Source organism: Methylibium rhizosphaerae (assembly GCF_006386545.1).
Classification (GTDB): Bacteria; Pseudomonadota; Gammaproteobacteria; order Burkholderiales; family Burkholderiaceae_C; genus Pseudorivibacter; species Pseudorivibacter rhizosphaerae.
Window position 1 is genome coordinate 193,874 of sequence record NZ_SWAR01000005.1, and the last position, 24,678, is coordinate 218,551.

Below are 24,678 nucleotides of genomic sequence, written 5' to 3' on the forward strand. Positions count from 1 at the left end.
CCCATTCAACCAGGAAGGAACGAGATGCAAGTGCTGAACACGACCGAATGCGCAAGCGTCGAAGGCGCAGGTATCCCCCGAATCGTGACCGAGCTGGCCCGGGCACTTTGCGCGTCTGACGCCAATGCCGGCCAAAGCGGAGGCCAGATCTCGGACACGCCTGCGGCGTAGTCACTCGAGCCGAAATCGGGAGCACGGCACACAGAGGTCGCTTCATCGAAGGCCGGGCATCGGCCTTTTCATGTATCGAAGCCAGCACCCGGCACGTTGGGAGCGGGAGGGTTCCCCGCATCGTGAACCCGTCAAACCATGAAGGAAAGACATGCAAGTCCTGAACTTGAACCAGTGTGAAAGCGTAGAAGGCGGCAGCGGCGTTGTGCGCTGGGCCATCGCGGGCATCATCGAACTGACATGCGAGGCCACGAAGGCCCTGATCGCCAGCGACAGCAACGCCGGCCAGAGCGGCGGTCAGATCTCGGACACGCCCGCGGCGTAAAGCCCACCTCCTGGGCCCTTGGGCCTCTGCCAAGGCAGGGGCCTTTCAACCAGTTCCTCCTCAGCCTCAAATCGAGTGCACACATGGCCGCTATCGACCTGACTACGGTGACCTTCTCCTCGATCTTGCGCGAACTGGGTTTGCGCATCCTGGCGCCCGTGCTGCTCATCGTGGCGCCGGCCTTTTCGCTGGTGGTCATCTTCGGCTACGGTTTCCCGTTTCACTGGGCGCTTGTGGCCCTCACGATCGGAGCGGTGCCGATCGGTGCGTCCCTCACACACATCTACCTTAAAAACCGCTACCCGCATATCTCGGCCTTCGCTCGGCTGCGGCCGCTGCCTTGGCGCACCAAGGCCTTACTGCTCGTTCCGATCGCCATGCACCTGGCAGGGGTCTCGTTCTACGTCGTCTCAAACGGCGGGCCGTCGCTCCACCCGGAAAATCACACCGGCCTGCTCATCAGCACATTCCTCGTGATGGTGACGCTTCCCGTTGCAGAGGAATGGATCTTTCGCCTATGCGCCCTGCAGGGCATGGTGTCCCTTGGCGTGCGCGCACCGCTTGCGGTCGGGCTGAGCGCGCTGTTGTTCGGCGGAGCACACGTCTCGGCTGGGCCCACTGGAATCGCGCTCATCGCCACCATCGGCGCCTGCTGGGCCGTCATTACGTTGCGCACCCGCTCAATCTGGCCGGCTATCGCACTCCACGCTGCGTGGAACGCCTGCGAATTTCTGTACGGAACGCTCACCGGCCATCGTATCGACTGGGACGACCGCCACGTCAACGCCAACGATGCCCTCCTACCCATTGCGGTTGCTGCCGCCACGGTGGTGGTCACCGTTCTCATTGCTCAACAACGGCGCCCCACCGAGCCGACTTTGCAGGACACCGTGCCGTCACCGCCGGTCGACTGACTGACACGAGCCATCGGGAGTCCGCGCCCTCACCTGACCACACCCCTCATGCACGCCCAGCTTCAGTCCGAAGCCGCCGAATGCTCTCTCGCGTGCTTGGCCATGGTGGCCAGCGCACACGGCTTGCGGCTCGACCTGGCCGAGCTGCGGCGGCGGTTTCCGGTGTCGCTGAAGGGCGCCAATCTGCAGCAACTGATGGTCCATGCAGCGGCGCTGGGCTTCTCTTCGCGACCTCTGCGCCTCGAAATGTCCGAGCTGCGCCAGCTGCAGCTGCCCTGCGTGCTGCACTGGGACCTGAACCACTTCGTGGTGCTCAAGCGCGTCAACCGCCGAGGCGCTGTCGTGCTCGACCCGGCAGTCGGCGAGCGGCGTCTGCCGCTTGCGCAGGTGTCGCGCCATTTCACCGGCGTGGCCCTCGAGCTCTTTCCCAATGCCACCTTCCAGCCGGCCGATCAGCGACAGCGGCTGAAGCTTTCGCAGCTCACCGGCCGCGTGCGCGGCCTGAACCGGTCGCTGCTGCAGATCCTCGCGGTGGCGCTGGTGCTCGAACTCTTCGCCGTGGTGGCTCCGCTGTTCAACCAGCTTGTGGTGGACGAGGTCATCACATCGCACGATGCGGACCTGCTCACCGTGCTGGCTCTGGGCTTCGGACTGCTGCTCGTCGCCCAGACAGGCATCGGCCTCGCCCGCTCCTGGATGGTCATGGTGCTCGGCCAGACACTGTCGCTGCAATGGCTGGGCAACATGTTCGCCCACCTCGTGCGCCTGCCCCTCGACTATTTCGAGAAGCGCCATCTCGGCGACGTGGTGTCGCGCTTCGGCTCGGTCACCGCCATCCAGAAAACGCTCACCACCAACGTCATCGAAGCCGTGCTCGACGGTGTCATGGCGCTGGCCGCACTGACCATGATGCTGCTGTATGCACCGCAGCTGGCGGCGGTCACGGTGACGGCGGTGCTGCTGTACACCCTGCTGCGCTGGGCTTCGTATCGCCCGCTACGCGAGGCCGCGGCCGAGCGGCTCGTCGTCGCCTCGCGCGAGAACACGCACTTCCTCGAGACCTTGCGTGCCATCACGCCACTGAAGCTCTTCGGCCGCGAGGAGGCACGCCGCGCGGGCTGGCAGAACCTGATCGTCGACGTGCAGAACCGCGACGTGCGTACGGCCCGGATGAACATTGGCTTCGCGGCGGCCAGCACCTTCATCTTCGGCACCGAGAACCTGGTGGTGTTCTGGCTGGGCGCGAGGCTGGTGATGCAGGGCCAGAGCACGCAGGCCGTGGCATTCACCGTCGGCATGATGTTCGCGTTCGCGAGCTACAAGGGCCAGTTCACCAGCCGCGTGAGCGCCCTCGTCAACTACGCAATCGAACTGAAGATGCTCAGCCTGCATGCCGAGCGCCTGGGCGACATCGCGCTCACGGCCCCCGAGACGGATGAGCTGCCCGAAAGCGACCTGTCCCACCTGCCCGCCTCGCTGGAGCTGCGCAACGTCAGCTTCCGCTACGGCGAGGGCGAGCCGTGGCTCCTCAAGAATGCGAACTTCAAGGTCGAGGCCGGCCAGAGCGTGGCACTGACCGGCCCTTCGGGCTGCGGCAAGACCACCTTGCTCAAGCTCATGCTCGGCCTGCTGCCGCCCACCGAAGGCGAGGTGCTGTACGGCGGCGTGCCGATCCGCCAGCTCGGCATTGCCAACGTGCGGCGGCGCATCGGCACCGTCATGCAGGAAGACGTGCTGCTCACCGGCAGCCTGGCCGACAACATCAGCTTCTTCGATCCGCGGCCGAGCAGCCAGCGTGCGGAAGTCTGCGCACGGCTGGCTCAGCTGCACGCCGACATCATGAAGATGCCGATGGGCTACCACACCCTCGTTGGCGACCTGGGCAGCGGGCTCAGCGGCGGGCAGAAGCAGCGGCTGCTGCTGGCACGCGCGTTGTACAAGCAACCCAGCGTGCTCGCGCTCGACGAAGCGACCAGCCACCTCGACGCGGGCAACGAACGCGCCGTCACGCTCACCCTCGGCGGCATGCGCCTGACCCGGCTCGTCATTGCCCACAGGCCCGAAACCATCGCGGGGGCGCAACGAGTGGTGCAGATCCGCGACGGCCAGGTGGCCGAGCTCATGCAAGCCGTGCCTCGACCTGCCCAACCAACAGCGCCGATGCCCGCCTGAAGGCACGGGCACCCCCACGAATGAAGCCCCGATTCACCCTGACAAGGTTTACAGGTGACAGTGTTTACAGCTGGCAAGACGCGCATTGCCGTCCAAACTGTCTCCGTCAGACTTCACTTGATTGAACGCTATGGACGCAGCTTGGAATGTCGATGGGTGGCCGCCGATCCTGTGGCAGGCGAGCTCGGTGCCGCAACTGCACCTGGTTCACCTCGAAACCAACGTGATCAACTCTGGCGACGACGAAGAGCCGTGCAGTGGCCAAACGGTGTGGGGCGGACCATCCGTCGGAGGCACCGCAGGTGTGGCGTGGGACTGGGTGCGCATGGCACCGGGCATCGTGGCGATGGTGGACCCGCTCACGGTCATCACCAACCTGCGCCTGCTCGGACCGCGCGGCCAGGTGCTGTCGGCCATGCAGGCTGCGCCGCACCTCAACGAGATCGTGCACTCGCTGCCCTGGCAGGACGAAGTCAACCGGGCACTACGGCGGGTCGAACTCACGGCTGCCTGACGACAGGCGCGCAGCCGCACGCGCACACGCTCCCATACGCACACGGCGCCCGTGCTGATGCGGCGCGGGTGCGCATGCTGATTGCGAGTGCCGACCGGCTGCCTGGCGCGGCTTCAGTCGTCCGAGCTGAAGCCCGAAGCCTTGACGATGGGCGCCCAGCGCTCACGCTCGCGGCTCAGCTGGCGCGTGTACTGCTCGGTCGACTGCGAGACCACCGGCTCGAAGGCGAACTTCGCCATGCCCTCGGTCACCGCCTTCTCGCGCAGCGCCAGCCGCGCGAGGTCGAAGATGCGGTCGATCACCGCGGCCGGCGTCTTCGCCGGCACGAACAAGCCGAAGCTCTCGACGCCGATGATCGACTGGAAGCCCTGCTCCGGGAAGGTCGGCACCTCGGGCGTGAAGCGCGAGCGTTTCGTATCGGTCACGCCGAGCAGGCGCACCTTGCCGCCAGCCAGGTAGGGCAGGAAGTCCCCCAGCGCGAACATGCCCGACGCGATCTGGCCGCCCATGAGCTCCTGCATGCCCGGAGCGGCACCGCGGTACGGCACGTGAGTGAGCGTGATGCCGGCAGCCCGCTCGAACTGGTTGCCCAGGAAGTGCGGCATCGCGCCCGCGGCAGGCGACCCGTAGGCCGACTGCTTCGGATTCGCCTTGGCCCATTCGACGAACTGCGCGAGGTTGGTCACCGAGGCCGGCACCATGGGCCCCACACCGAAACCGCAGGTGTATTCACACACCGACGTGACCGGCACCACGTCGGTGGGCGCATAGGCCAGGCGGCGGAACACATGCGGATAGATCGTGAACATCGACGCCGGGCTCAGCAACAGCGTCAGGCCGTCGGGCACCGCCTCCTTCAGTGCGGCAATGGCGATGCGCCCGCCGGCACCCACCTTCTGCTCGACCAGCACGTTGCCCGCGTAGCGGCCGCGCCATGCCTCGGCGATGAGCCGCGCGGTGGTGTCGATCGAACCGCCGGCCGGAAAGCCTGCCAGGATGCGCGCCTGCAGCGTCTGCGCCTGCACCTGCGCGGCCCACGGCGCGGTGGCGCCCAGCGCCAGGGTTGAAACGAACTGTCGGCGAGTCAGGCCCATGATGTGCTCCGCAGCAATGGTGTTGGCCCGGCATTGTGGGGCAAGGCCTCTCGCGACCCCGCCGCCCGGGCTGCTACGCTGCAGGGCCGTTCGTCGGCCCCCGCGGGCGGCATCTCTCTACACCACCGGAGAACCCCTCACCCATGCAAAAGATCCTCAAGGCGTTGGGCCTGGTCGTGCTGGCCGCCGTGGCCTACCTGCTGCTCTGGCCTGTGCCGATCGCGCCGGTGTCATGGGCCGCACCCGAAGACTCGGGCTACAGCGGCGCCTTCGAACGCAACGAACGGCTCTCCGCGCTGGAACACCTGCCCTTGGGCGATGACGAAGGCCCGGAGCACGTGGTGGTGCGCGACGGCTGGGTGTATGCCGCGGTCAGCAGCGGCGCCATCGTGCGCATGAAGCCCGACGGCTCCGAGCGCAGCGTGGCCGTCAACACCGGCGGCCGCCCGCTCGGCTTCGACTTCGACGCACGTGGCGCGATGGTGATTGCCGACCCGATGAAGGGCCTGCTGCGCGCCACCGAGTTCGGCCCCGGCTCCAAGGGCGCCAAGCTCGAGCTGCTCACGAGCACGGTCGACCATCCGCAGAAGAACGACCCGATCCGCTATGCCGACGGCGTGGTGGTGGCCAGGAACGGCACCATCTACTTCACCGATGCGTCGCGCCGCTTCGCGCCGGCCGAATGGGGCGGCACCTTCATGGCCAGCATCCTCGACATCCTGGAGCACCAGTCCACCGGCCGCCTGCTCGCCTACGACCCCAAGACCAAGACCACCCGCGTGCTGATGCACGGCATGTGTTTCCCCAACGGCCTGGCGCTGTCGGCCGACGAAAACCACCTGTTCGTCGCCGAGACCGGTGAATACCGCATCTGGAAGGTCGCCGTCGACGCCAGCCTGCTCGACGCGAAGACCATGGTCGGCGCCCCCGGGGACCGCGCCCGCGTGCTGCTCGACAAGCTGCCCGGCTACCCCGACAACCTGATGCGCGGCCAGGACGGCCGCTACTGGGCCGGCTTCGCCAAGCCGCGCGGCGCCTTCATCGACAAGACCGCCGGCATGCCGTGGCTGCGCAGCCTGTCGCTGCGGCTGCCGCGCAAGCTGTGGCCGGTGCCGCCCGCCTACGGCCACGTGTTCGCATTCGACGAGGACGGCCGCGTCACTGCCAACCTGCAGGACCCGAGCGGCGCCTACCCGGAGGCGACCTCGGTCACCGAAACCGACGAACGCCTGTACGTGCAGAGCCTGCATGCCAAGACGCTCGGCTGGCTCGACAAGGCCGCCGCCGGCCTGCCGGCGCCCGAGCCGGCTACCGCACCGCCGCCGCCCGCAGCCTCCGAGCCACAAACCAAAGGCAAAGCGCGGCGAGTACAGCGCTGACCAGCAGCGGCACGCCGATCTGCGCAGCGCCCAGGGTTTCGCCGCGCAGCACCCGGTTCATCAGGGTCTGCTGCGCGAGCGCCGGCACCCACGGGTACCACGGCTGCTCGCCGCTCTGGCTGAACACCGTGACCAGCGGCAGCAACGACACCACCAGGATCACCACGGTGCTGTTGGCCTGCGCCTCCTTGAAGCTCCTGCAGCGGATGGCCACCGCCATCAACAGCGCGGACAGCGCCGCCGCCAGCGGCACCAGCACCGCGAGGAAGCTCGCCGCCTCGCGCAGGCCGAACAGGAACAGCGAGCGCAGGGTTTCGCTGCGGATGAGCCACTGCGCCGGCAGGAAGCTCGCCACCGACAGCACCGCGATCAGCATGCCCACGCTGGCCACCGCGCCCCACTTGCCCAGCACCAGCGCCATTGGCGAGGCCGGGTTGGTCAGCAGCGGCTCCAGCGAACCGCGCTCGCGTTCGCCGGCCGTGGTGTCGAGCGCCGCGTTCAGCGCGCCGTACAGCACGGCCATGATCACGAAGAACGGCAGCATGGTGGTGAACTGCGCGGCACGGATCTCGCGGCTGGCAAGGTCACGCTCCTGCACCTCCATGCTCTGCAGCACCGCCGGGCTCACGCCACGCAGCGCCAGCGTGAGGCCGGCGCGCTCCTGGTTGAACGCGGTGAGCAGGCGCATCACCCGCGTGCTGCCGGCCTCTGCCTGCCGGTTGCTGCTGTCGCTCACCAGCTCGACCACCGGCAGCTCGCCGGCCGCCGCACTGGCCGCATAGTCGGGCGGGATCACGAGCACCGGCTCGCCGAGCTTGGAGGTCCTGAGCTGCGCCTCGTAGTCGGCCGGCGCCTCGATCACCGAGAACGTCTGTCGCTCGATGAAGTTGCGCAGCGCCGGCGCATGCTCGATGCCCGACACCACGATCACCCGCTTGTCGGCCTGCGTCTCGAACTGCGCCACAAGGCTCGACAGCAGCACCAGCACCAGCGGCCCCATCAGCACCGAGCTCAGCAGCACCACCAGCAGTGTGCGGCGGTCGCGCAGCGCGTCGACGATTTCCTTGCGGTAGACGGTCCATGCACCTCGGGTCATCGATGTTCTCCGAATGCCAGCTGCACGAAGGCCTCTTCGAAGTCGCTCTGCCCGGTGCGTGCGCGCAGCTCGTCCACCGTGCCCTGCGCCACCGCATGCCCGCGCGCGACCACCACCACCGTGTCGCACAGCTTCTCGACCTCCTGCATGATGTGGCTCGACAGCACGATGCACTTGCCCCCGCCGGCCGCGCTGCACAGGTGATGCAGCGTCTCGCGCAGCGCGCGGGTCGACAGCACGTCCAGCCCGTTGGTCGGCTCGTCGAGGATGATGTTGGCCGGGTCGTGCACCAGCGCACGCGCGAGCGCAGTCTTCATGCGTTCGCCCTGGCTGAAGCCTTCGGTGCGGCGGTCCAGCAGCGGCTTCATCTCCAGCATCTCGGCCAGGCTTTCTGCACGCGCATCGGCCGCCTCGGCCGACAAGCCCTGCAGGCGGCCGTAGTAGGTGATGTTCTCGCGCGCCGACAGCCGCGGGTACAGCCCGCGCGCATCGCTGAGCACGCCCATGCGACCCGCCGCCGCCTGCGGGTCGCGCCGCACGTCGACCCCATCGACCTCGATGCGCCCGGCATCGGCCGTCATGAGCCCGGCCACCATGCGCAGGGTGGTCGTCTTGCCGGCGCCGTTGGGTCCCAGCAGCCCGGTGATGGCGCCGTCGGGGGCCGCGAAGCTGAGGCCTTCGACCGCCTGCACCACACGCGCCTTTCGGCCGCGACCGGTGACGAAACGCTTGGCGAGGTCCTGCACCCGGATCACTGCGCGACCTCCTGCCGCTGGGCCTTCGGCCGCCACGGCTCGAACACGGGCGGGCGCGGGATGTTGCGCACGCAGGCGGCGTCCACCTGCTGCGCCTGGTCATCGGTGGCGGCATCGATGAAGCGGAACACCACGTCTCGCGTGCAGCCGATGCCCAGGATGCCGTGACCCGCATTGGGCACCACCACGTGCTGGGCCTTGGCGCCGAGTGCCTTGGCAGCACGCTCGCCGTGGCGCGGCGGCGTGGCCGGGTCGATGCCGCCGCTGAACACGAGCGCCGGCGCCGGGCTTTGCGGCATGCGGTAGAAGCCCTGCGGCACGGCGCCGCGCGGCCAGTCGCGGCACACGCCCCGATAGAACTCGGTGAACTGCGCGCTGAAGTCGGCCGTGCCCGAAGCGACGGCCCTGCCCTGCTCCAGCAGCGGCATGTCCTCGGCACACACCACCGAGAAATGCATGCCCCAGTACAGCCGCTGCTGGCCTCCGCGCGAGCCGCCGGTCGCGCCCGAAAGCCCCAGCAGCGGCGTGAAGCGGCCCTCCACCGCCTCGGCCATCGCATACGGCAGGGCTGCGGCCAGCGCCGGCACGTACAGCGGCGCGCGCAAGGCGCCGGCCAGCATGTCGCGGTCGAGCGTGACCTGCTGCTCCCGCCCGCTCATCGGGTCGGCCACGGTCACCTTCTTCGGCAGGCTCGCCAGCAGCGCATGCCAGCGCTCGCGCAGGCGCGGGTGGCGCTGGCGGCATTCGTCATCAGCCTCGCAGCCGGCAAACGCCGCATCGAGGGCGGCCTGCCCGTCCACCGCAAAGCTCGCCGGCAACACCATGTCCGGCGGCGCCACGCCATCGAGCACCACGCGCCGCACCCGCTGCGGAAACTGCCGCAGGTACTCGAGCGCCGCGCGCGTGCCATAGGAGCCGCCCACCAGGTTGACCTGGGGAGCCCCCAGTGCCTCGCGCACCGCGTCGGCATCGGCCATTGCCTCGATGGTGGTGTAGTGGTCGAGCCGCCCATGCGGCAGCTGCTGCAAGCGGGTGCGGCAGCGCGCCAGCCGCTGCTGCAACGCGCCCATGTCGATCTGCTCGGCCAGCGGCAGGTCGCGTTCGTCTGCACAGGGCAGCGGCGCCGAGCGGCCGGTGCCGCGCTGGTCGATGAAGACCACGTCGCGCCTGTTGTTGAGCCGGGCGAACAGGGGCATCACCTGCCCGGCCAGCGAGATGGCGCTCTGCCCCGGCCCGCCGGCCAGGAAGAACACCGCATCGTGCTGCTTGTTGCGCGCGGCGGCGGGCACCACGACGAAGTGCACGTCGATCTGGGCGCCTTGCGGCTGGGAGGGGTCGAGCGCCCGCCGCACCTGGCCACAGAGCACTTCCTGCTTCAGGCCCGGCACGCGGCAGGCGGCCGGGGGCGCGGCGTGCAAGCCGCCGGCGGCCGCCAGCGCGAGGGCGGCCCAGACGATGGAGCGTGGATTCATTGAGGCGCGATTCTGAACAGCCGGCAGTCCCGCGGCAACGCACCGGTACCAATTGGCAAGTCCCCCGAAAGCATGTCGCCGCGCCACAACAGTCGGCTCCCGGCGGCCGCTACATTCCCGAAGTCGCCGTGCAGTGCCCGTCCGGGGGGGGCCGGCGCCTTCTTCCACGACCCGACAGATCGAGAGAGAAAACCCATGAAAAAGTCCCTGCTGAGCATCACCCTGGCCCTCCTTGCCGCAAGCGGCGCACAGGCCCAGGTCGGCCCCAACAAGCCCGTCGGCTTCGTCGGCGGCTTCGGCCTCACCGGCGGCGGCGAAAAGCTCATCACCGTCGAATACACCAACGGCGACAACCAGGATGTGCGCAGCGGCGGGCTGGTGCACTTCTACGGCGGCGTCGAATTCGCCGTCGCTCCGCTGGTGACGATGCAGGCCACCGTCGGCTACCACGTCGACAACGTGTCGGCCCGCAACGGCGACGCCAAGTTCGAGCGCTTCCCGTTCGAATTCCTCGCGCACTACGAGATCTCCCCCCAGTTCCGCCTGGGCGGCGGCCTGCGCTACGTGACCAGCAGCAAGCTCAGCGGCGACGGCGCTGCCGAGTTCCCGACCATCGAGTTCAAGTCGCACGCCGGCGCGGTGATCGAAGGCGAGTACCTCTTCAGCCCGCACTTCGGCGCCAAGCTGCGCTTCGTGAGCGAGAAGTACAAGCCCGAGTTCGGCGGCTCCAGCGTGAGCGGCGACCACGTCGGCCTGTACGCCACCTTCCACTTCTGAAGCACAACTGAAGACTGAAATCTGAAGGACGAAGCCCGGCATTGCCGGGCTTTCTTGTCTTCAGCGCAGGAAGGCGTCGTAGCCGGTCTTCAGGATCAGCGCGCCCACCACCACGATGAACACGCCGCGCACGAAACCCGCGCCATGCTTGAGCGCGAGGCGGATGCCGGCCAGGCTGCCCGCCACGTTGGCCAGCGCCATCACCAGCGCGATGTGCCACCACACGTGGCCCTTCCAGGCGAACAGCACAAGGGCGGCGAAGTTGGTCGCGGTGTTCAGGAGCTTCGCGCTGGCCGACGCGTGCAGGAAGTCGTAGCCCAGCAGGCGCACGAACAGGAAGACGAAGAAGCTGCCGGTGCCCGGGCCGAAGAAGCCGTCGTAGAAGCCGATCAGCAGGCCGATGCCGGCCGCCACCGCCGCTTCGCTGCGACCGGCAAAACGGGGGGCATGTTCGCGGCCGAGGTCCTTGCGGGCCAGCGTGTACAGCAGCACGCCCAGCAGAATGAAGGGCAGCGCACGCCGCAGGCCGTCGGGCGGCACCATCGTCACCACCCAGGCGCCGGCGAAGCTGCCGGCCAGCGCCGCCCCAGCGCCCGGCAGCAGCGCGGGCCAGTTCATCTGCACCTTGCGCGCGAACTGCAGCGTGGCCCAGCCGGTGCCCCAGATGGCGGCGCCCTTGTTGGTGCCGAACAGCGTGGCCGGCGCCGTATTCGGGAACACGCCGAACAAGGCCGGCACCAGGATCAGCCCGCCGCCGCCCACGATGGCGTCCACGAAACCGGCGAACAGCGAAGCAAGCGAAACAACGACGAGATCGAGCATCTGGAGGCAGGCAGCGGCGCAAAGCCGCGCAGCATAGCCGCCCCGCTTCAGCCCGCGCAGGCGTAGGCGCGAAGCCCTTGCAGGTCGGTCACGGTCACCCCGCGCGACTCGACGCGGATGAGGCCGATGCGCTCGAGCTCGTGCAAGGCGGTGTTGACCCGCTGCCGGGACAGGCCCGACAGCAGGCCGATCTCGTTTTGGCGCAGGTCCACGAACGGCCCGGGATCGGGGTAGAGGTCGGGGTTGAACAGCTGCGCCAGGCAGCGCGCCACCCGGGCATCCGGGCTCAGCAGGCGGCCGCCCTCGAGCATGCCGATGAACAGCCCGAGCCGCGCGTTCATCAGCGTCTGCAGGTAATGGTTGAACGGCAGGCTGGTGTCGCGCAGCCGCTGGAAGGTGGCGGCCGGCACCAGCGCGATGCGGGTGGGACGCAGCGCCACCGCGTCGTAGCGGCGCGGCTCGCGCTTCAGCAGCGACCCTTCGCCGAACCAGGCATCGGCGCACACGCCGGCCAGTGTGGAGGTCTTGCCGTCGGCCAGGGTCACCGACATCTTGCCCAGCCCTTCGATGATGCCGATCCAGTGGTCCACCGGATGGCCCATGCGGGCGATGCAGCCGTTCTGCGGCACGTGGCGCTCGCGCGTCTCGTGCAGCACGAGGTCGAACTCCGCCGGGGTGAGCACCCGGCCCCAGGTCGACGCGGCCAGCATCTCGTGCAGGGTTCTCGTCGGCGCTTTCGGCATGGGTCTCTCGAGCGAGCGAGCGTTGCGGTGTTCACCAAAAAACAAGGGCGCCGGAGAGCCGGCGCCCTGTGAGGGTGACTTTGTCTTGAAGTCACGCTGTCTGATGATTCTGGTGTTCTTCGCTTGTCTCCTCAGTCCCCCGCCTGCGCGGGCTGTGGGCTCGCGGCGAGTGGGCGCACTGTAGGCGCCTCCGGGGGGGGCCGCACTTGGGGTTTTCCTGCCCCTTTTTTGGGCAATCGTGCCGCCCACCGCCCGAGAATCCTGGCCTGTCGCCACTTTGTGCACGGGAACGCCATGGAACTCAGTTGCTTCAGTTACCAGGTACGGGCCAACGTCGGCCATCTGGTACTCAACCGGCCTGCTGCGCTCAACACGATGAGCCCCACCTTCTGGCGCGAGCTCGAGGCGGTGCTGGGCGAGCTGCACCGCCACAGCGCCGGCGTGCGTGCGCTCGTACTCAGCTCGACCGGCAAGCACTTCAGCGCCGGCATGGCGCTCGAGACCTTCGGCGCCGGCATCGCCATGGACGACAGCGCCGCGGCCGGCCGCGCCAACATCGTGGACGAACTGCTCGACATGCAGCAGGTGTTCAACCAGCTCGAGGCGCTGCGCCTGCCGGTGATCTGCGCCATCCAGGGCGGCTGCATCGGCGGTGCGCTCGACATGGCGGCCGCCTGCGACATCCGCTGGTGCACCGCCGACGCGTTCTTCTGCATCCAGGAGATCAACATCGGCATGGTGGCCGACCTGGGCTCGCTGCAGCGCCTGCCCAAGCTCATGAGCCACAGCCTGCTGCGCGAGCTGGCCTACACCGGCCGGCGCCTGCCGGCGGCCAAGGCACTCGCCAGCGGTCTGGTGAGCGAGGTGTTCGACACGCAGGAGCAGATGCTCGAAGCCGCCCTCGCCTGCGCAGCCGAAATCGCGGGCAAGCCGCCGGTGGCCATCGCCGGCAGCAAGCGCGCGCTCAACTACGCGCGCGACCATTCGGTGCGCGACAGCCTCGAGCAGATGGCCCTGCTGCAGGCCGGCTTCTGGCAGACCGACAACCTGAAGCTCGCCATCGGCGCGCGCAAGGGCGAGGCGGCGCAGTTCGAGGACCTGCGGCCGATCCAGCGGTTCGCCGAACGCTGAGGCCTGCCGGAGTCCGCGAGCGAGCCGCATGTATTACCATGGACCCCACCAGTAATACCGGGCGATCCAGATGGCAACCAGTCTGACGAGCAAGGGTCAGGTGACCATTCCCAAGCACATCCGGGATGCATTGCATTTGCACCCCGGCACTCCGGTCGAGTTTTCGGTCAACGAAAACGGAGAGGTGGTGCTGCAGGCCGCCGGAACGAAACCCAGGCGGCGCCCGGCGGATCGGTTTGCAGCGGTGCGAGGCAAAGCGGATGTGAAGTGGCGCACCGACGACTTGATGAAGCTGCTGCGCGGCGACGACTGAGCGGGCATGCTGCTCGTCGATACCAACGTCCTGCTCGACGTGCTGCAGGACGACCCCGAATGGGCAGACTGGTCAATCAGCCAGCTGCGGGCCCAGTCTCAGGTGCATGAACTGGCCATCAACCCCGTGATCTATGCCGAAGTCTCGTTGTCGTTTTCGACCCTCGAGGCGCTCGAACGTGTCGTCGAGCAGATGCAGCTGACGCTCGAGGAACTGCCTCGACCTGCGCTCTTCCTCGCCGGCAAAGCCTTCGGCCAGTACCGGCGGCGCGGAGGCACCAAGGCGCAAGTACTGCCGGACTTCTTCATCGGTGCACACGCAGCGGTGCGAGGCTGGCCGCTGCTCACACGCGATGCCAGCCGCTTTCGCACCTACTTTCCAGGCCTGACAGTGCTGGCGCCGTGAAGGCCGGTCAACGCAGCGCCTGCCCGCAGCTCAGGCCTGAGCCGCTTCGGCAACGATCCACTGCGCCGCGCGCTCGGCGATCATGAGCGTCGGCGAGTTGGTGTTGCCGCTGGTGATGGTGGGCATCACCGAAGCGTCCACCACCCGCAGCCCCGCGATGCCGCGCACACGCAGGCGCGCATCGACCACCGCGCCATCGTCGTCGGCCCGCCCCATCCTGCAGGTGCCCACCGGGTGGAAGATGGTGGTCGCGATGTCGCCGGCCAGCCGGGCCAGCTCCTCGTCCGTCTGGTACTGCACGCCGGGCCGGTATTCCTCGGGCTGGTATTTCGCGAGCGCCGGCTGCGACACGATGCGGCGGGTGAGGCGCAGTGAATCGGCGGCGACCTGCCGGTCTTCGAGCGTGGACAGGTAGTTGGGCGCGATGGCCGGCGCGGCCTCGTGGCTCGGCGAAGTGATGCGCACATGGCCGCGGCTCGTCGGGTTGAGGTTGCACACGCTGGCGGTGAAGGCGGGGAAGTCGTGCAGCGGTTCGCCGAAAGCGTCGAGCGACAACGGCTGCACGTGGTACTCGACATTGGGCCACTCGAATTGCGGCGACGACCGGGTGAAGGCGCCCAGCTGCGACGGCGCCATGCTCATCGGCCCGCTGCGCATCAGCGCGTACTCGAGCCCGATGGCCGCCTTGCCCCAGGGCGTGCTCGACAGCATGTTGAGCGTCTTCACGCCGTTGACCTTGAACACCGCGCGGATCTGCAGGTGGTCCTGCAGGTTCTCGCCCACGCCCGGCAGTTCGTGGCGCAGCTCGATGCCGTGGCCGCGCACCAGCTCGGCCGGCCCGACGCCCGACAGCTGCAGGATCTGCGGCGAGCCGATGGCACCGGCGCACAGCAGCACCTCGCGCGCGGCCCGCGCGACCTGCACGCCCTCGGGCGTCACCACCTCGGCACCGGTGCAGCGCAAGGCACCGTCGGCGCCGCGCTCGAGCAGCAGTCGCTTCACCTGGGCGCCGGTCCACATCTCGAAGTTGGGCCGGCCATAGCAGGTGGGCCGCAGGAAGGCCTTGGCCGTGTTCCATCGCCAGCCCTTGCGCTGGTTCACCTCGAAATAGCCCACGCCTTCGTTGTTGCCGCGGTTGAAGTCGTCGGTGGCCGGAACGCCGGCTTGCTGTGCCGCCTTTGCAAACGCATCGAGGATGTCCCAGCGCAGCCGCTGCTTCTCGACCCGCCATTCGCCGCCACGGCCGTGCAGCGCGGCGAAGGCCTCGTCCTGCCGGCCGCCGTCGAGCCGCCAGTGGTCCTCGTGCTGCTTGAAGTAGGGCAGGCAGGCGTCCCAGCGCCAGCCGTCGTCGCCGGCGAGTTGCGCCCACTGGTCGTAGTCGCGCGACTGGCCGCGCATGTAGATCATCCCGTTGATGCTGGAGCAGCCGCCCAGCACCTTGCCGCGCGGATAGCGCAGCGAGCGGCCGTTCAGGCCCGGGTCGGGTTCGGTCGTGTAGCACCAGTCGGTGCGGGGGTTGCCGATGCAGTAGAGGTAGCCGACCGGGATGTGGATCCAGTGATAGTCGTCGCGCCCGCCCGCCTCGATGAGCAGCACACGGTGGCTGGTGTTGCGGCTCAGGCGGTTGGCCAGCAGGCAGCCGGCGGTGCCGGCGCCGATGATGATGTAGTCGAAGGTGGGCGTGTCGCTCATGGAAGGTCTTGACCGTGGTCAGCGCAGCCCACACTGGGGCGACCAAGGGATGCTGGGAACGAACCTGCGCAGTATGCGGAGCTCGGGCGTTTGTCGCCAACGGGCTTACGCGGAGGATCGCGACACCCTTTACCGAGCCGGCATACTTGGTCCTTGAGGGACGAGGAGACCGCAGTGTCCGAAGCACACGAGCAATACCGGTTCAGCGCCACGCTGCAAACACATGACGCAGCGGCTCTCCACTGTCTTCGGGCCCTTTGCCAACATCACGCAGGCGGGAAGTACCCGCAAATCGGATGGGGCGGCACGAAGCAAAGTGACTGGAAATTGCGTGACGGCAAGTTCGTGGTTCGCTTCACGTCGGCTGCCGGGCGTGAGGCGTTCTTCAACGACGCCAGGCGTCTGCTGGCCAGTCACTGGAAGGAGATAGCGCGCAGTGACGAAGACCCGGCAACCCCTCAGCGATAGAACGTGACGCCCTGCCCGCATCGAGCACATGCCTGGCAAGCCCGGGCACTCAAATTGGCAAGAAGCTAACCGACACAGCAACCCACGCGCTCGACAACTATGCGCCCCAGGCGTATAGTGCCGCGATGTTCACCGTGGTCGAGACCCAGCTGTTTCAGAAGCAGTGGCCCGCCTACTGGACGGAAGAAGAACGAGGCGAATTCGCGTCCTTCCTCTCTGCGAACCCCGAGGCCGGAGACGTCGTGCCAGAGTCCGGCGGCATTCGCAAGGTTCGCTGGAAACGCCCGGGGACCGGCAAGTCCGGTGGAGTACGGGTTATCTACTTCACCCGAAATGAAGCAGAGGAGCTGGTGCTTCTCACCCTGTACGCGAAGTCCAAGACCGACAACCTCACCGGTGCTGTACTCAAGGAGATCCGTCGTGCCCTCGAAGACTAAGCCTCTCTCTCCCAAGGAACTCGCCAAGTTTGAGGCGAGCCGTGACCTCGGCGCCGAGCTTCTGCAATCCATCCACGAGATGAAGGCTGGCAAGGTCCGGGTTGCCTATAGCCCGGCCGCGGAGGCGCGAGAGAAAACCGGCCTGTCCCAAAGCCAGTTCGCCGCGCTACTGGGCGTATCCGTGCGCACACTGCAAGGCTGGGAGCAAGGTCGCAAACAGCCCAGCGGCGCAGCACGCACGCTGCTCACAATCGCGCGAACCAATCCAAAAGCGTTGCTTGCAGTTGCCGGCAAGTAGTGCCCGCCAGCTGGCCCCTGGAAGCGGCTATTCCTCGATCTTCACCCCCCGCCCGAATGCGAGGCGCCCCTTGATCTGCGCGGCGGCCTCCTTCGGCTCGGGGTAGTACCACACCGCATCGGGCGCCACGTCGCCGTCGACGAACAGGTTGTAGTAGCGGGCCTCGCCCTTCCAGGCGCACATGCTCTTGGTGTTGCTGGGCAGCAGGTAGTCGCGCGGCACTGCGCCTTCGGGGAAGTAGTGGTTGCCTTCGACCACCACGGTGTCGTCGCTTTCGGCCACCACGGTGCCGTTCCAGATCGCTTTCATTCAACGGATTCCTTCTTCAATCTCATTCGTTCGGGGCCGCGAGCCAGTGCACGCTGAACATCCGGTCGCGGTCGCACCATACCGGCCCCACCTCGAAGCCCGCCTCGAGTGCCAGCGCCTGGAAGCCTTCGACGGTGAACTTGTACGAATTCTCGGTGTGCAGCGTCTCGCCGTCGGCGAACTCGAAGCGACGGCCGCACAGCACCACGCTCTGGCGGCGCCGGCTCACCAGGTGCATCTCGATGCGCTGCAGGCGCGGCTCGTAGAACGCGTAGTGCGCGAACTGCGCCGGCTCGAAGTCGGCGCCCAGCTCGCGATTGGCGCGCACCAGCAGGTTGCGGTTGAACGCGGCGGTCACGCCGGCCGTGTCGTTGTAGGCGGCGTGCAGAACCGCCGGGTCCTTCACCAGGTCCACGCCGATCAGCAACCCGCCGCCCTTGAGCCATTGCGCCGCATTGCGCAGGAAGTGCGCCGCCTCGCCCGGCGAGAAGTTGCCGATCGACGAGCCGGGGAAGAAGCCGACGCGGCGGCTGCCCGGCAGTGCCGGCGGCAGCTCCACGTCGCGGGTGAAGTCGGCCGCAATGGGTGTGATGGCGAGGCCGGGGTAGTCGCGCGCCAGCGGCTGCACAGCGGCCTGCAGGTGATCGCCGGAGATGTCGATCGGCACGAAGCGCCTCGGCGCGCGCAGCGCGTCGAGCAGCAGCCGCACCTTCACGCTCGAGCCGGCGCCGAACTCCACGATGTCGGCGCCCGGGCCCATGCACAGCGCCATCTCGTCGGCATGCCGCGCCAGCAGCGCAAGCTCGGTGCGCGTGGGGTAGTACTCGGGCAGCTCGCAGATCGCGTCGAACAGCGCCGACCCTTGCGCGTCATAGAAGTACTTCGGCGAAATGATCCGCGGGCTGCGCGACAGCGCGGCGACGAGGTCCCGCGCGAACCCGGCCTGCTCGACACCGCCATCGAGTTCGCTGAAGTCGGAATCATTGGCGCGCTGCAGGCCCGCCGCTGCATCGAGCAGCATGTGCGCACGCAGGTCGGGCTTGATGCGCAGCAGATGTTGGTCGTGGTTCACAGGTCCCTCGCCAGGCGCAGGCCCGAGAACTGCCAGCGCGCTCCCGGTGGAAAGAAGTTGCGGTAACTGGCCCGCAGGTGACCGGCCGGCGTGGCGCAGCTGCCACCGCGCAGCACCAGCTGGCCCACCATGAACTTGCCGTTGTATTCGCCCACCGCACCGGGCAGCGGCCGGAACCCGGGATAGGGGTCGTAGGACGAGCGGGTCCATTCCCACACCTCGCCCAGCATCTGCTGCAGCTGCGGAGCGGCCGTGCCCGCCGCCGGCCTGGGGTGCGGGTGCGACGCCTCGAAGCGCGGCGCCGGCAGGGGCGCGGCCTGCGAGGCCGCGGCTTCCCATTCGAACTCGGTGGGCAGGCGCGCGCCGGCCCAGGCGGCATAGGCGCTGGCCTCGTAGAAGCTCAGGTGGCACACCGGCTCCGCCGGGTTCAGCGGGAGCCGGCCCAACAGCGTGAAGACGCTCGGCACGTCGGCGTCCACATCGCTCCAGTACAGCGGCGCCTCCCAGGCGCCCTGCTGCACCGCCGACCAGCCGTCCGACAGCCACAGCTGCGGCCGCCGGTAGCCGCCGTCGCGGATGAACTCGAGGTACTCGCCGTTGGTGACCGGCCGGCTGGCCAGTTGGTAGGGCGCGAGCAGCACCGCGTGGCGCGGGGTTTCGTTGTCGAAGGCAAAGCCGTCGCGCGGGTCATGGCCGATCTCGACGCGCCCGCCCGCACAGTCCCACCAGCTAAGCGGCTGCGCCTCGTGCGGGGGCGCCTGGCGCGGCGCAGGCAGGTAGGCCGGCGCGAGCGGGTTCAGCGACAGCAGGTGCTTGATGTCGGTGAGCAGCAGCTCCTGGTGCTGCTGCTCATGGTGCAGCCCCAGCGTGAGCAGCGGCTCGGCACGGGTCCATGTGGCTGCGTCGGCTTCGCGCACGAGGCGCACCATCCCTTCATCGACGAAGCGACGGTAGGCCGCCACCTCGTCGCACGACGGCCGCGTCAGCACCCCGCGCTGCGGCCGCGGATGGCGCGGCCCGAGTGACTCGTAGTACGAGTTGAACAGGAACGCATAGCGCTCGTCGAAGGCCCGCCAGCCCCGCAACAGGGGCTGCAGCACCAGCGTCTCGAAGAACCAGCTGGTGTGTGCGAGGTGCCATTTGGTCGGGCTCGCGTCGGGCATCGACTGCACGCACCGGTCTTCGGGCGAGAGCGGCGCCGCCAGCGCCTCGGAGGTCGCGCGCACCGCAGCGTAGTGCCGCAGCAGCGCGCCACGGGCCTCGTCGTCGCCACACGCGGAATCGTCCGCGGGCTCCTCACGCTGGATCAAGGCTGTCTCCTTTTTGTGTCGGGCCTGCAGCGCTGCCGCCCCGAAAAGAGTGGGTCGAGGGTAGCACCCGCTTCCTTACAGCGCGGGCCGCATGGGCATCGGCACACCGCATGCCCATGGGCCACGAAAGCGCTGTAGGAGTGTGCGCACGCCACGCCGTGGAGCCTGCCTACATCGACCGTCCGAGGCGCGACCCAAACTCGGAAGGCCATGACTGCAAGCCTCAACCCCAGCACGTCCGCGCCGGCCGTTGCTGCCCCGGCAGCAGCGCTGTCGTCGCGCACGTTCAAGGTGCTCACGGTGAACACCCACAAGGGCTTCACCTTCTTCAACCGCAAGTTCATCCTGCATGAGCTGCGGGAAGCCGTGCGCAGCGTGAGCGCCGACATCGTGTTCCTGCAGGAAGTGCTGGGCGCGCACGCCGGCCACTCGCTGCGCTACGTGGACTGGCCCGAAACACCGCAGTACGAGTTCCTGGCTGACAGCATCTGGCCGCAGTTCGCCTATGGCCGCAACGCGGTGTACCCGGACGGCGACCACGGGAACGCGGTGCTGTCGAAGTTTCCGATCGAGCGCTACGAGAACCACGACATCAGCGTCGGCTGGGGCGACGAAAGGCGCGGCCTGCTGCACTGCGTGCTGCGCCCGCCGGTGGACGACGAGGTGCATGTCATCTGCGTGCACCTGAGCCTGCGCGAGTCGCAGCGCGCCCAGCAGCTCGACCTGCTGTGCCGCCAGATCGACACGCGCGTGCCGGCCGATGCGCCGCTGGTGGTGGCCGGCGACTTCAACGACTGGCGCCTGAAGGCCCACGATCGGCTGCAGCGCTGCGCCGGGCTGCACGAGGTGTTCGTCACCCAGCGCGGCCAGGCGGTCAAGACCTTTCCGGCGCGCTGGCCGCTGCTGCGGCTCGACCGCATCTATGTGCGCAATGCCGAGTCCCACCAGCCGGTGGTGCTGCCCAACAAGCCGTGGTCACACCTGTCGGACCATGCGCCGCTGGCGGCGGAGATCTCGCTGTGAACACGCCGCCCAAGTCGTCGAGATGGGTCGGCGGCAACCGCTTCGAGCTGCTCGAAAACGGCGAGGAGTTCTTCCCGCGCGTGTTCGAGGCCATCGCACAAGCCGAACGCGAAGTCCTGCTCGAGACCTTCATCCTGTTCGATGACAAGGTCGGCCGGCAGCTGCATGCCGCCCTGCTGGCCGCGGCGAAGCGCGGCGTGAGCATCGACGTCACCATCGACGGCTACGGATCGCCCGACCTGCCGCCTCGGTTCACCGGCGCGCTCATCGAGGCGGGCGTGCGCCTGCATGTGTTCGAGCCGTGCCGCAGGCTTTTCGGGCTGCGCACCAAGTGGTTCCGCCGCATGCACCGCAAGCTGGTGGTGGTGGATGGCGTGCGCGCCTTCGTGGGTGGCATCAACTACTCGGCCGACCACCTCGCGGACTTCGGCCCCAAGGCGAAGCAGGACTATGCGGTGCAGATCGAGGGCCCGCTGGTGGCCCACATCCACCGCTTCGCCACCCAGGCCCTCGGCGAGCGCCGCCCGCCACGCGCCCATTGGTGGCAGCGGCGCGGCCTGCGCGAAGGCGCCTCGCCGGTGCCACCGGCGGTGGGCGATGCGCAGGCCATGCTGGTCACCCGCGACAACCATGAACACCGCGACGACATCGAGCGCCACTACCGCGCGGCCATCCGCTCGGCGAGGCGCGAGGTGATCATCGCCAACGCGTATTTCTTCCCCGGCTACCGGCTGCTGCGCGAGCTGCGGCGCGCTGCCCAGCGTGGGGTGGACGTGAAGCTGGTGCTGCAGGGCCAGCCAGACATGCCGATCGTCAAGTGGGCCGCCGAGCTGCTGCACGGCCCGCTGCTGCGGGCAGGCGTGCAGATCCACGAATACTGCCGCCGGCCGCTGCACGGCAAGGTGGCGGTGGTCGACGACGAGTGGGCCACCGTGGGCTCGAGCAACCTCGACCCGCTGAGCCTTGCGCTCAACCTCGAGGCCAACGTCGTGATCCTCGACGCCGGCTTCAACCGGCAGCTGCGCGAACGCCTGCACACGCTGATCGAAAAGGACTGCAAGCAGCTCGACGCGAGCAGCGCCCCGCCGCGCACCGCCTGGCGGCTGGTGCTCGACTTCGCGGCCTATCACTTCACGCGCAAGTTCCCTGCCTGGGCCGGCTGGCTGCCAGCCCATACGCCACGGCTCGCGTCACCGGACGAGGTCGAAGGCCGCGAACAACCGGCGGTGGGCCACCGGGCGCACCCATGAGACACCCTGAGTCAACCTGGATCTCACGGGCCGCTCCCAAGCCGGCTCCCGCCCTTGCGCACCCGGGCGGCTGGCGCCGCGCCTGGCCGGTGCTGCGCCGCATCGGCATCGCGGCCTTTGCCCTGGTGGTGGTGTCGCTGCTGGCGTGGCAGGCCCGGCGCATCGACTGGAGCCAGGTGCTCGTTGCGCTGCGCGGCTACGGCGCGCCCACGCTGCTCGCCGCGGTGGCGCTGGCAGCACTGAGCCATGGCCTCTACAGCTGCTTCGACCTCGTGGGCCGCCACTACGTGGGCCATGAAGTGGCCGCCCGCCACGTGATGCGCGCGGCGTTCGTGAGCTACGCCTTCAACCTAAACATGGGCACGCTGGTCGGCGCGGTCGGCATGCGCATGCGGCTGTATTCGCGGTTGGGGCTCGATGCGCCGGACATCGCCCGCATCGTGGGTCTGAGCCTGGTGACCAACTGGTCGGGCTACCTGCTGCTGGCCGGCGGCGTGTTTGCCAGCGGCCTGGTCGACCTGCCGGAGCAATGGCGCATCGGCGACGACGCGCTGCAGGGGCTGGGCTTCGTGCTGGTGGCCACCGCAGCGGGCTACCTGTGGCTGTGCCACAGCTCCAGCACCCGCTCATGGAGCGTGCGCGGCCACGAGATCATGCTGCCCGGCCCCGGCGTGGCCGCCGTGCAGATCGTGCTGTCGATGGCGAACTGGAGCGTGATGGCCGCCATCGTCTGGCTGCTGCTGCGGCCACAAGGCGACACGCCGCCGGGGTACGGCGCCGTGCTGGCCACCTTGCTGGTGGGCTGCGTGGCCGGCGTGCTGGCCAAGGTGCCCGCCGGCCTGGGCGTGCTCGAGGCGGTGTTCATCGCGATGCTGGGTCACCGGCTGGCGGAGCACCAGTTGCTCGCCGGCCTGCTGGTCTATCGAGCGGTGTACTACCTGCTGCCGCTGGCGGTGGCCGCGATCACCTATGGCGTGCTGGAGTGGCGGAGCCGGCACCCGCGCAAGGCCATGCCGCGATGAAACCCGGCACGACCGCGGCCCGTTCGGCACCGGCCTTGTCGCTCGGAGCGTTGCGCGAGGCGGCGAAGGACTGCCGCGAATGCCCCATCGGCTACAACGGCACGCGCATGGTGTGGGGCGAGGGCGCGCCTCATGCGCGCCTCATGCTGGTGGGCGAACAGCCGGGCGACCAGGAAGAGCAGCAGGGCCGCCCCTTCGTGGGCCCGGCCGGCCGGCTGCTCGGCGAGGCGCTCGCGCAGCTCGGCTGGCCGCGCGAGACCCTGTACGTCACCAACGCAGTCAAGCACTTCAAGTTCGAGTTGCGCGGGAAGCGCCGCATGCACAAGACCCCAGGGCAGCGCGAGGCCCTCGCATGCGCCGGCCACTGGCTCGAAAGCGAGATCGCCGCGGTCCGGCCCGAAGCGGCCATCGCGCTGGGCGGCACCGCGGCACGGGCGCTGCTGCGCCGGCCGGTGGCGGTGCTGAGCGAACGCGGCCGGTGGCAGGAGCGCGAGGCCGACGGCCTGCCGGTGCTGGTGACCCTGCACCCCTCGGCGCTGCTGCGCCTGCGCGGCGGTGAACGCGAAGCCGCGTTCGAAGCCTGGCTGCATGACCTGTCGCAAGCCGCCGAGTACGTGCCGGCCACGCAGGACGGTGCACGGGCACGTCGATTGCGCCTGCAAGGGTGAACCCCGCAGTACCAAGGAGACCACCATGGGCACCAGCCCCCTGCTCGGCAGCGAACGCGTGCCGGAACGCCCCGAAGGCACCGGCACGGACCGCCTCGGCCCCAGCGACAGCTCGGACTCCGGCAGCGACATCGTCGGCGCCGACGGCGCGGTGGACACCGACGAGCTCGGCCTGTCGGCCGAGGACATCCGTCGCGAACGAGGGGCGGGTGCCGACATCGGCGACGCCAACCTCGACAGCGACACCGACGCTTCAGGCACGGGCGAACGCGCCGAGGCCGGCCGCGACACCCTGCGCCGCGAAGCGCCCGACATCGCGCCGGACCATGTGGAAGGCGGCAGCGCCGAAGAGTTGCTCAACGACGAACTCAATGCTGCCGCCACCGACCTCGGCGAAGACGACAGCGAAGACGACGGCGACGATGCTTGAACACAACACCTGCACGCCGCCGCGCAGGCCCGCGCGGCCCGTAAAGCTTGCGGTCAATGACGCGCACCCGCCCTTCCCGGTGGACTGGCCGGACGTCGAGCCGGACGAGGACCTGCCCGAAGGCATTCCGCCGCCGGTGCAGCGGCGGCGCGGCCCGCTGCCCTTCAGGCCTGCACCGGTGATGCAGTTCCCGGGGCCCGACGGGCCGGTACTGCCGCTGCACTGAGCTCCTGAAGCCGCCTTCGGCGCGGATACATCCTGAAGCATCTTCCACCCGCCTCGGCGGGTGTCGCGCCGCATTGGCGTGGCCGAAAATCGCCCGCGACCTGGAGGCGAGCGAGCGGCGTGCCGGGTCCACAAAACAAGCGCCCGGCACCGGGCGCGGATCGCATCGCAGGGAGTTCCGATGTCCACCGTCCTCAACGGCCTGGCCACCTTGGCCACCGGCCGCGCCGACTTGGCCGCGCTGGCCGCCGGCCTGCTCAGCCAGAAGAACCGGCTGCTGGCCATCGAGACGGCCCTGCCCAGCACCACGCTGGTGGTCGAGCGGCTGTCCGGCACCGAAGGCATCAACACCCTGGGCGGCTTCGAGATCGACTGCCTGTCGCCCAGCGCC

Annotated in this window: 28 protein-coding genes and 1 pseudogene; 19 read left to right on the top strand and 10 right to left on the bottom strand. The window is 68.7% G+C overall.

The window, feature by feature from the left end:
* Positions 1-322: 322 nt before the first annotated feature.
* The 4 genes from E8D38_RS28205 (at position 323) to E8D38_RS06405 (ending at position 4,096) form a co-directional block, all read left to right on the top strand.
* On the top strand, positions 323-496 hold the full coding sequence (locus E8D38_RS28205) for a hypothetical protein (RefSeq protein WP_181178954.1): 174 nt from the start codon (positions 323-325) through the stop codon (positions 494-496).
* Between the two features lie 83 nt (positions 497-579).
* The gene (locus E8D38_RS06395) at positions 580-1,410 is read left to right on the top strand and encodes a CPBP family intramembrane glutamic endopeptidase (RefSeq protein WP_181178955.1); all 831 of its coding nucleotides are present in this window, start codon (positions 580-582) and stop codon (positions 1,408-1,410) included.
* 48 nt (positions 1,411-1,458) lie between these two features.
* On the top strand, positions 1,459-3,582 hold the full coding sequence (locus E8D38_RS06400; RefSeq protein ID WP_140627009.1) for a peptidase domain-containing ABC transporter: 2,124 nt from the start codon (positions 1,459-1,461) through the stop codon (positions 3,580-3,582).
* Positions 3,583-3,712: 130 nt separating this feature from the next.
* Positions 3,713-4,096, top strand: a complete 384-nt coding sequence (locus E8D38_RS06405) for a hypothetical protein (protein WP_140627011.1) — start codon at positions 3,713-3,715, stop codon at positions 4,094-4,096.
* A 113-nt stretch (positions 4,097-4,209) separates the two neighbouring features.
* On the opposite strand, the gene E8D38_RS06410 is transcribed toward E8D38_RS06405, so the two are convergent.
* A complete protein-coding gene (locus tag E8D38_RS06410) occupies positions 4,210-5,190 on the bottom strand; it encodes a tripartite tricarboxylate transporter substrate-binding protein (RefSeq protein WP_140627013.1) in 981 nt (326 codons plus the stop codon).
* A 143-nt stretch (positions 5,191-5,333) separates the two neighbouring features.
* Between E8D38_RS06410 and E8D38_RS06415 the strand changes: the two genes are divergently transcribed.
* A complete protein-coding gene (locus E8D38_RS06415; RefSeq protein ID WP_140627015.1) occupies positions 5,334-6,569 on the top strand; it encodes an SMP-30/gluconolactonase/LRE family protein in 1,236 nt (411 codons plus the stop codon).
* Here the strand turns inward: E8D38_RS06415 and E8D38_RS06420 are convergent.
* Genes E8D38_RS06420 through E8D38_RS06430 form a run of 3 tightly spaced genes read right to left on the bottom strand, consistent with a single transcriptional unit; the run spans position 6,499 to position 9,892 of the window.
* Positions 6,499-7,665, bottom strand: coding sequence for an ABC transporter permease (locus E8D38_RS06420; RefSeq protein WP_140627017.1), 1,167 nt, complete (start codon positions 7,663-7,665; stop codon positions 6,499-6,501). The two genes, E8D38_RS06415 and E8D38_RS06420, sit on opposite strands and share 71 nt — an antisense overlap.
* Positions 7,662-8,420 carry an ABC transporter ATP-binding protein gene (locus E8D38_RS06425; protein WP_140627019.1) on the bottom strand — a complete coding sequence of 253 codons (759 nt, stop codon included), beginning with the start codon at positions 8,418-8,420 and terminating at the stop codon, positions 7,662-7,664. Before E8D38_RS06425 ends, E8D38_RS06420 begins: the two co-directional genes overlap by 4 nt.
* The gene (locus E8D38_RS06430) at positions 8,417-9,892 is read right to left on the bottom strand and encodes an alpha/beta fold hydrolase (protein WP_140627021.1); all 1,476 of its coding nucleotides are present in this window, start codon (positions 9,890-9,892) and stop codon (positions 8,417-8,419) included. Before E8D38_RS06430 ends, E8D38_RS06425 begins: the two co-directional genes overlap by 4 nt.
* 195 nt (positions 9,893-10,087) lie before the next feature.
* Here E8D38_RS06430 and E8D38_RS06435 point away from each other — a divergent pair, with 195 nt between their 5' ends.
* A complete protein-coding gene (locus tag E8D38_RS06435) occupies positions 10,088-10,669 on the top strand; it encodes an outer membrane beta-barrel protein (protein WP_140627023.1) in 582 nt (193 codons plus the stop codon).
* A 60-nt stretch (positions 10,670-10,729) separates the two neighbouring features.
* Here E8D38_RS06435 and E8D38_RS06440 read toward each other — a convergent pair whose 3' ends face one another.
* A complete protein-coding gene (locus E8D38_RS06440; protein ID WP_140627025.1) occupies positions 10,730-11,491 on the bottom strand; it encodes a TSUP family transporter in 762 nt (253 codons plus the stop codon).
* 47 nt (positions 11,492-11,538) lie between these two features.
* Positions 11,539-12,234, bottom strand: a complete 696-nt coding sequence (locus E8D38_RS06445; RefSeq protein WP_140627027.1) for a Crp/Fnr family transcriptional regulator — start codon at positions 12,232-12,234, stop codon at positions 11,539-11,541.
* Positions 12,235-12,528: 294 nt separating this feature from the next.
* Here E8D38_RS06445 and E8D38_RS06450 point away from each other — a divergent pair, with 294 nt between their 5' ends.
* From E8D38_RS06450 to E8D38_RS06460, 3 genes are all read left to right on the top strand, one after another.
* The gene (locus E8D38_RS06450) at positions 12,529-13,365 is read left to right on the top strand and encodes an enoyl-CoA hydratase-related protein (protein ID WP_140627029.1); all 837 of its coding nucleotides are present in this window, start codon (positions 12,529-12,531) and stop codon (positions 13,363-13,365) included.
* A 70-nt stretch (positions 13,366-13,435) separates the two neighbouring features.
* Positions 13,436-13,678, top strand: a complete 243-nt coding sequence (locus E8D38_RS06455) for an AbrB/MazE/SpoVT family DNA-binding domain-containing protein (RefSeq protein ID WP_140627031.1) — start codon at positions 13,436-13,438, stop codon at positions 13,676-13,678.
* Between the two features lie 6 nt (positions 13,679-13,684).
* Positions 13,685-14,083, top strand: coding sequence for a type II toxin-antitoxin system VapC family toxin (locus E8D38_RS06460; RefSeq protein WP_140627033.1), 399 nt, complete (start codon positions 13,685-13,687; stop codon positions 14,081-14,083).
* Between the two features lie 30 nt (positions 14,084-14,113).
* On the opposite strand, the gene E8D38_RS06465 is transcribed toward E8D38_RS06460, so the two are convergent.
* Positions 14,114-15,775 (bottom strand): GMC family oxidoreductase, encoded by a 1,662-nt coding sequence (locus E8D38_RS06465; protein ID WP_140627035.1) that lies wholly within the window; start codon positions 15,773-15,775, stop codon positions 14,114-14,116.
* Positions 15,776-15,949: 174 nt separating this feature from the next.
* Here E8D38_RS06465 and E8D38_RS06470 point away from each other — a divergent pair, with 174 nt between their 5' ends.
* The 3 genes from E8D38_RS06470 (at position 15,950) to E8D38_RS06480 (ending at position 16,978) form a co-directional block, all read left to right on the top strand.
* Positions 15,950-16,243 carry a hypothetical protein gene (locus E8D38_RS06470; RefSeq protein ID WP_140627037.1) on the top strand — a complete coding sequence of 98 codons (294 nt, stop codon included), beginning with the start codon at positions 15,950-15,952 and terminating at the stop codon, positions 16,241-16,243.
* Positions 16,244-16,368: 125 nt separating this feature from the next.
* Complete coding sequence (locus E8D38_RS06475) at positions 16,369-16,680, top strand: type II toxin-antitoxin system RelE/ParE family toxin (RefSeq protein ID WP_140627038.1); 312 nt, start codon at positions 16,369-16,371, stop codon at positions 16,678-16,680.
* The gene (locus E8D38_RS06480; RefSeq protein WP_140627041.1) at positions 16,664-16,978 is read left to right on the top strand and encodes a helix-turn-helix domain-containing protein; all 315 of its coding nucleotides are present in this window, start codon (positions 16,664-16,666) and stop codon (positions 16,976-16,978) included. The genes E8D38_RS06475 and E8D38_RS06480 overlap by 17 nt, the downstream gene beginning before the upstream one ends.
* A 27-nt stretch (positions 16,979-17,005) precedes the next feature.
* Here the strand turns inward: E8D38_RS06480 and E8D38_RS06485 are convergent, their stop codons facing one another.
* Genes E8D38_RS06485 through egtB form a run of 3 tightly spaced genes read right to left on the bottom strand, consistent with a single transcriptional unit; the run spans position 17,006 to position 19,666 of the window.
* Positions 17,006-17,287: a DUF427 domain-containing protein gene (locus tag E8D38_RS06485; RefSeq protein ID WP_140627042.1), complete on the bottom strand. Its 282-nt coding sequence runs from the start codon at positions 17,285-17,287 to the stop codon at positions 17,006-17,008.
* A gap of 22 nt (positions 17,288-17,309) precedes the next feature.
* Complete coding sequence (egtD, locus tag E8D38_RS06490) at positions 17,310-18,308, bottom strand: L-histidine N(alpha)-methyltransferase (RefSeq protein WP_140627079.1); 999 nt, start codon at positions 18,306-18,308, stop codon at positions 17,310-17,312.
* A 47-nt stretch (positions 18,309-18,355) separates the two neighbouring features.
* Positions 18,356-19,666 (bottom strand): ergothioneine biosynthesis protein EgtB, encoded by a 1,311-nt coding sequence (egtB, locus tag E8D38_RS06495; protein ID WP_425462756.1) that lies wholly within the window; start codon positions 19,664-19,666, stop codon positions 18,356-18,358.
* Between the two features lie 213 nt (positions 19,667-19,879).
* Between egtB and E8D38_RS06500 the strand changes: the two genes are divergently transcribed.
* From E8D38_RS06500 to E8D38_RS06525, 7 genes and pseudogenes are all read left to right on the top strand, one after another.
* Positions 19,880-20,692 (top strand): endonuclease/exonuclease/phosphatase family protein, encoded by an 813-nt coding sequence (locus E8D38_RS06500; protein ID WP_140627043.1) that lies wholly within the window; start codon positions 19,880-19,882, stop codon positions 20,690-20,692.
* On the top strand, positions 20,689-21,942 hold the full coding sequence (gene clsB, locus E8D38_RS06505) for a cardiolipin synthase ClsB (RefSeq protein WP_140627045.1): 1,254 nt from the start codon (positions 20,689-20,691) through the stop codon (positions 21,940-21,942). Before E8D38_RS06500 ends, clsB begins: the two co-directional genes overlap by 4 nt.
* Entirely contained in the window at positions 21,939-22,964 is a 1,026-nt protein-coding gene (locus E8D38_RS06510) for a lysylphosphatidylglycerol synthase transmembrane domain-containing protein (RefSeq protein WP_140627047.1), read from the top strand. Before clsB ends, E8D38_RS06510 begins: the two co-directional genes overlap by 4 nt.
* Positions 22,961-23,632 carry a UdgX family uracil-DNA binding protein gene (locus tag E8D38_RS06515; protein ID WP_140627049.1) on the top strand — a complete coding sequence of 224 codons (672 nt, stop codon included), beginning with the start codon at positions 22,961-22,963 and terminating at the stop codon, positions 23,630-23,632. Before E8D38_RS06510 ends, E8D38_RS06515 begins: the two co-directional genes overlap by 4 nt.
* Positions 23,633-23,657: 25 nt before the next feature.
* A complete protein-coding gene (locus E8D38_RS06520; protein WP_246099377.1) occupies positions 23,658-24,062 on the top strand; it encodes a hypothetical protein in 405 nt (134 codons plus the stop codon).
* On the top strand, positions 24,055-24,288 hold the full coding sequence (locus E8D38_RS28210) for a hypothetical protein (RefSeq protein WP_181178956.1): 234 nt from the start codon (positions 24,055-24,057) through the stop codon (positions 24,286-24,288). The genes E8D38_RS06520 and E8D38_RS28210 overlap by 8 nt, the downstream gene beginning before the upstream one ends.
* Before the next feature lie 180 nt (positions 24,289-24,468).
* Positions 24,469-24,678, top strand: a pseudogene (locus E8D38_RS06525) (hypothetical protein); the annotation flags it as partial.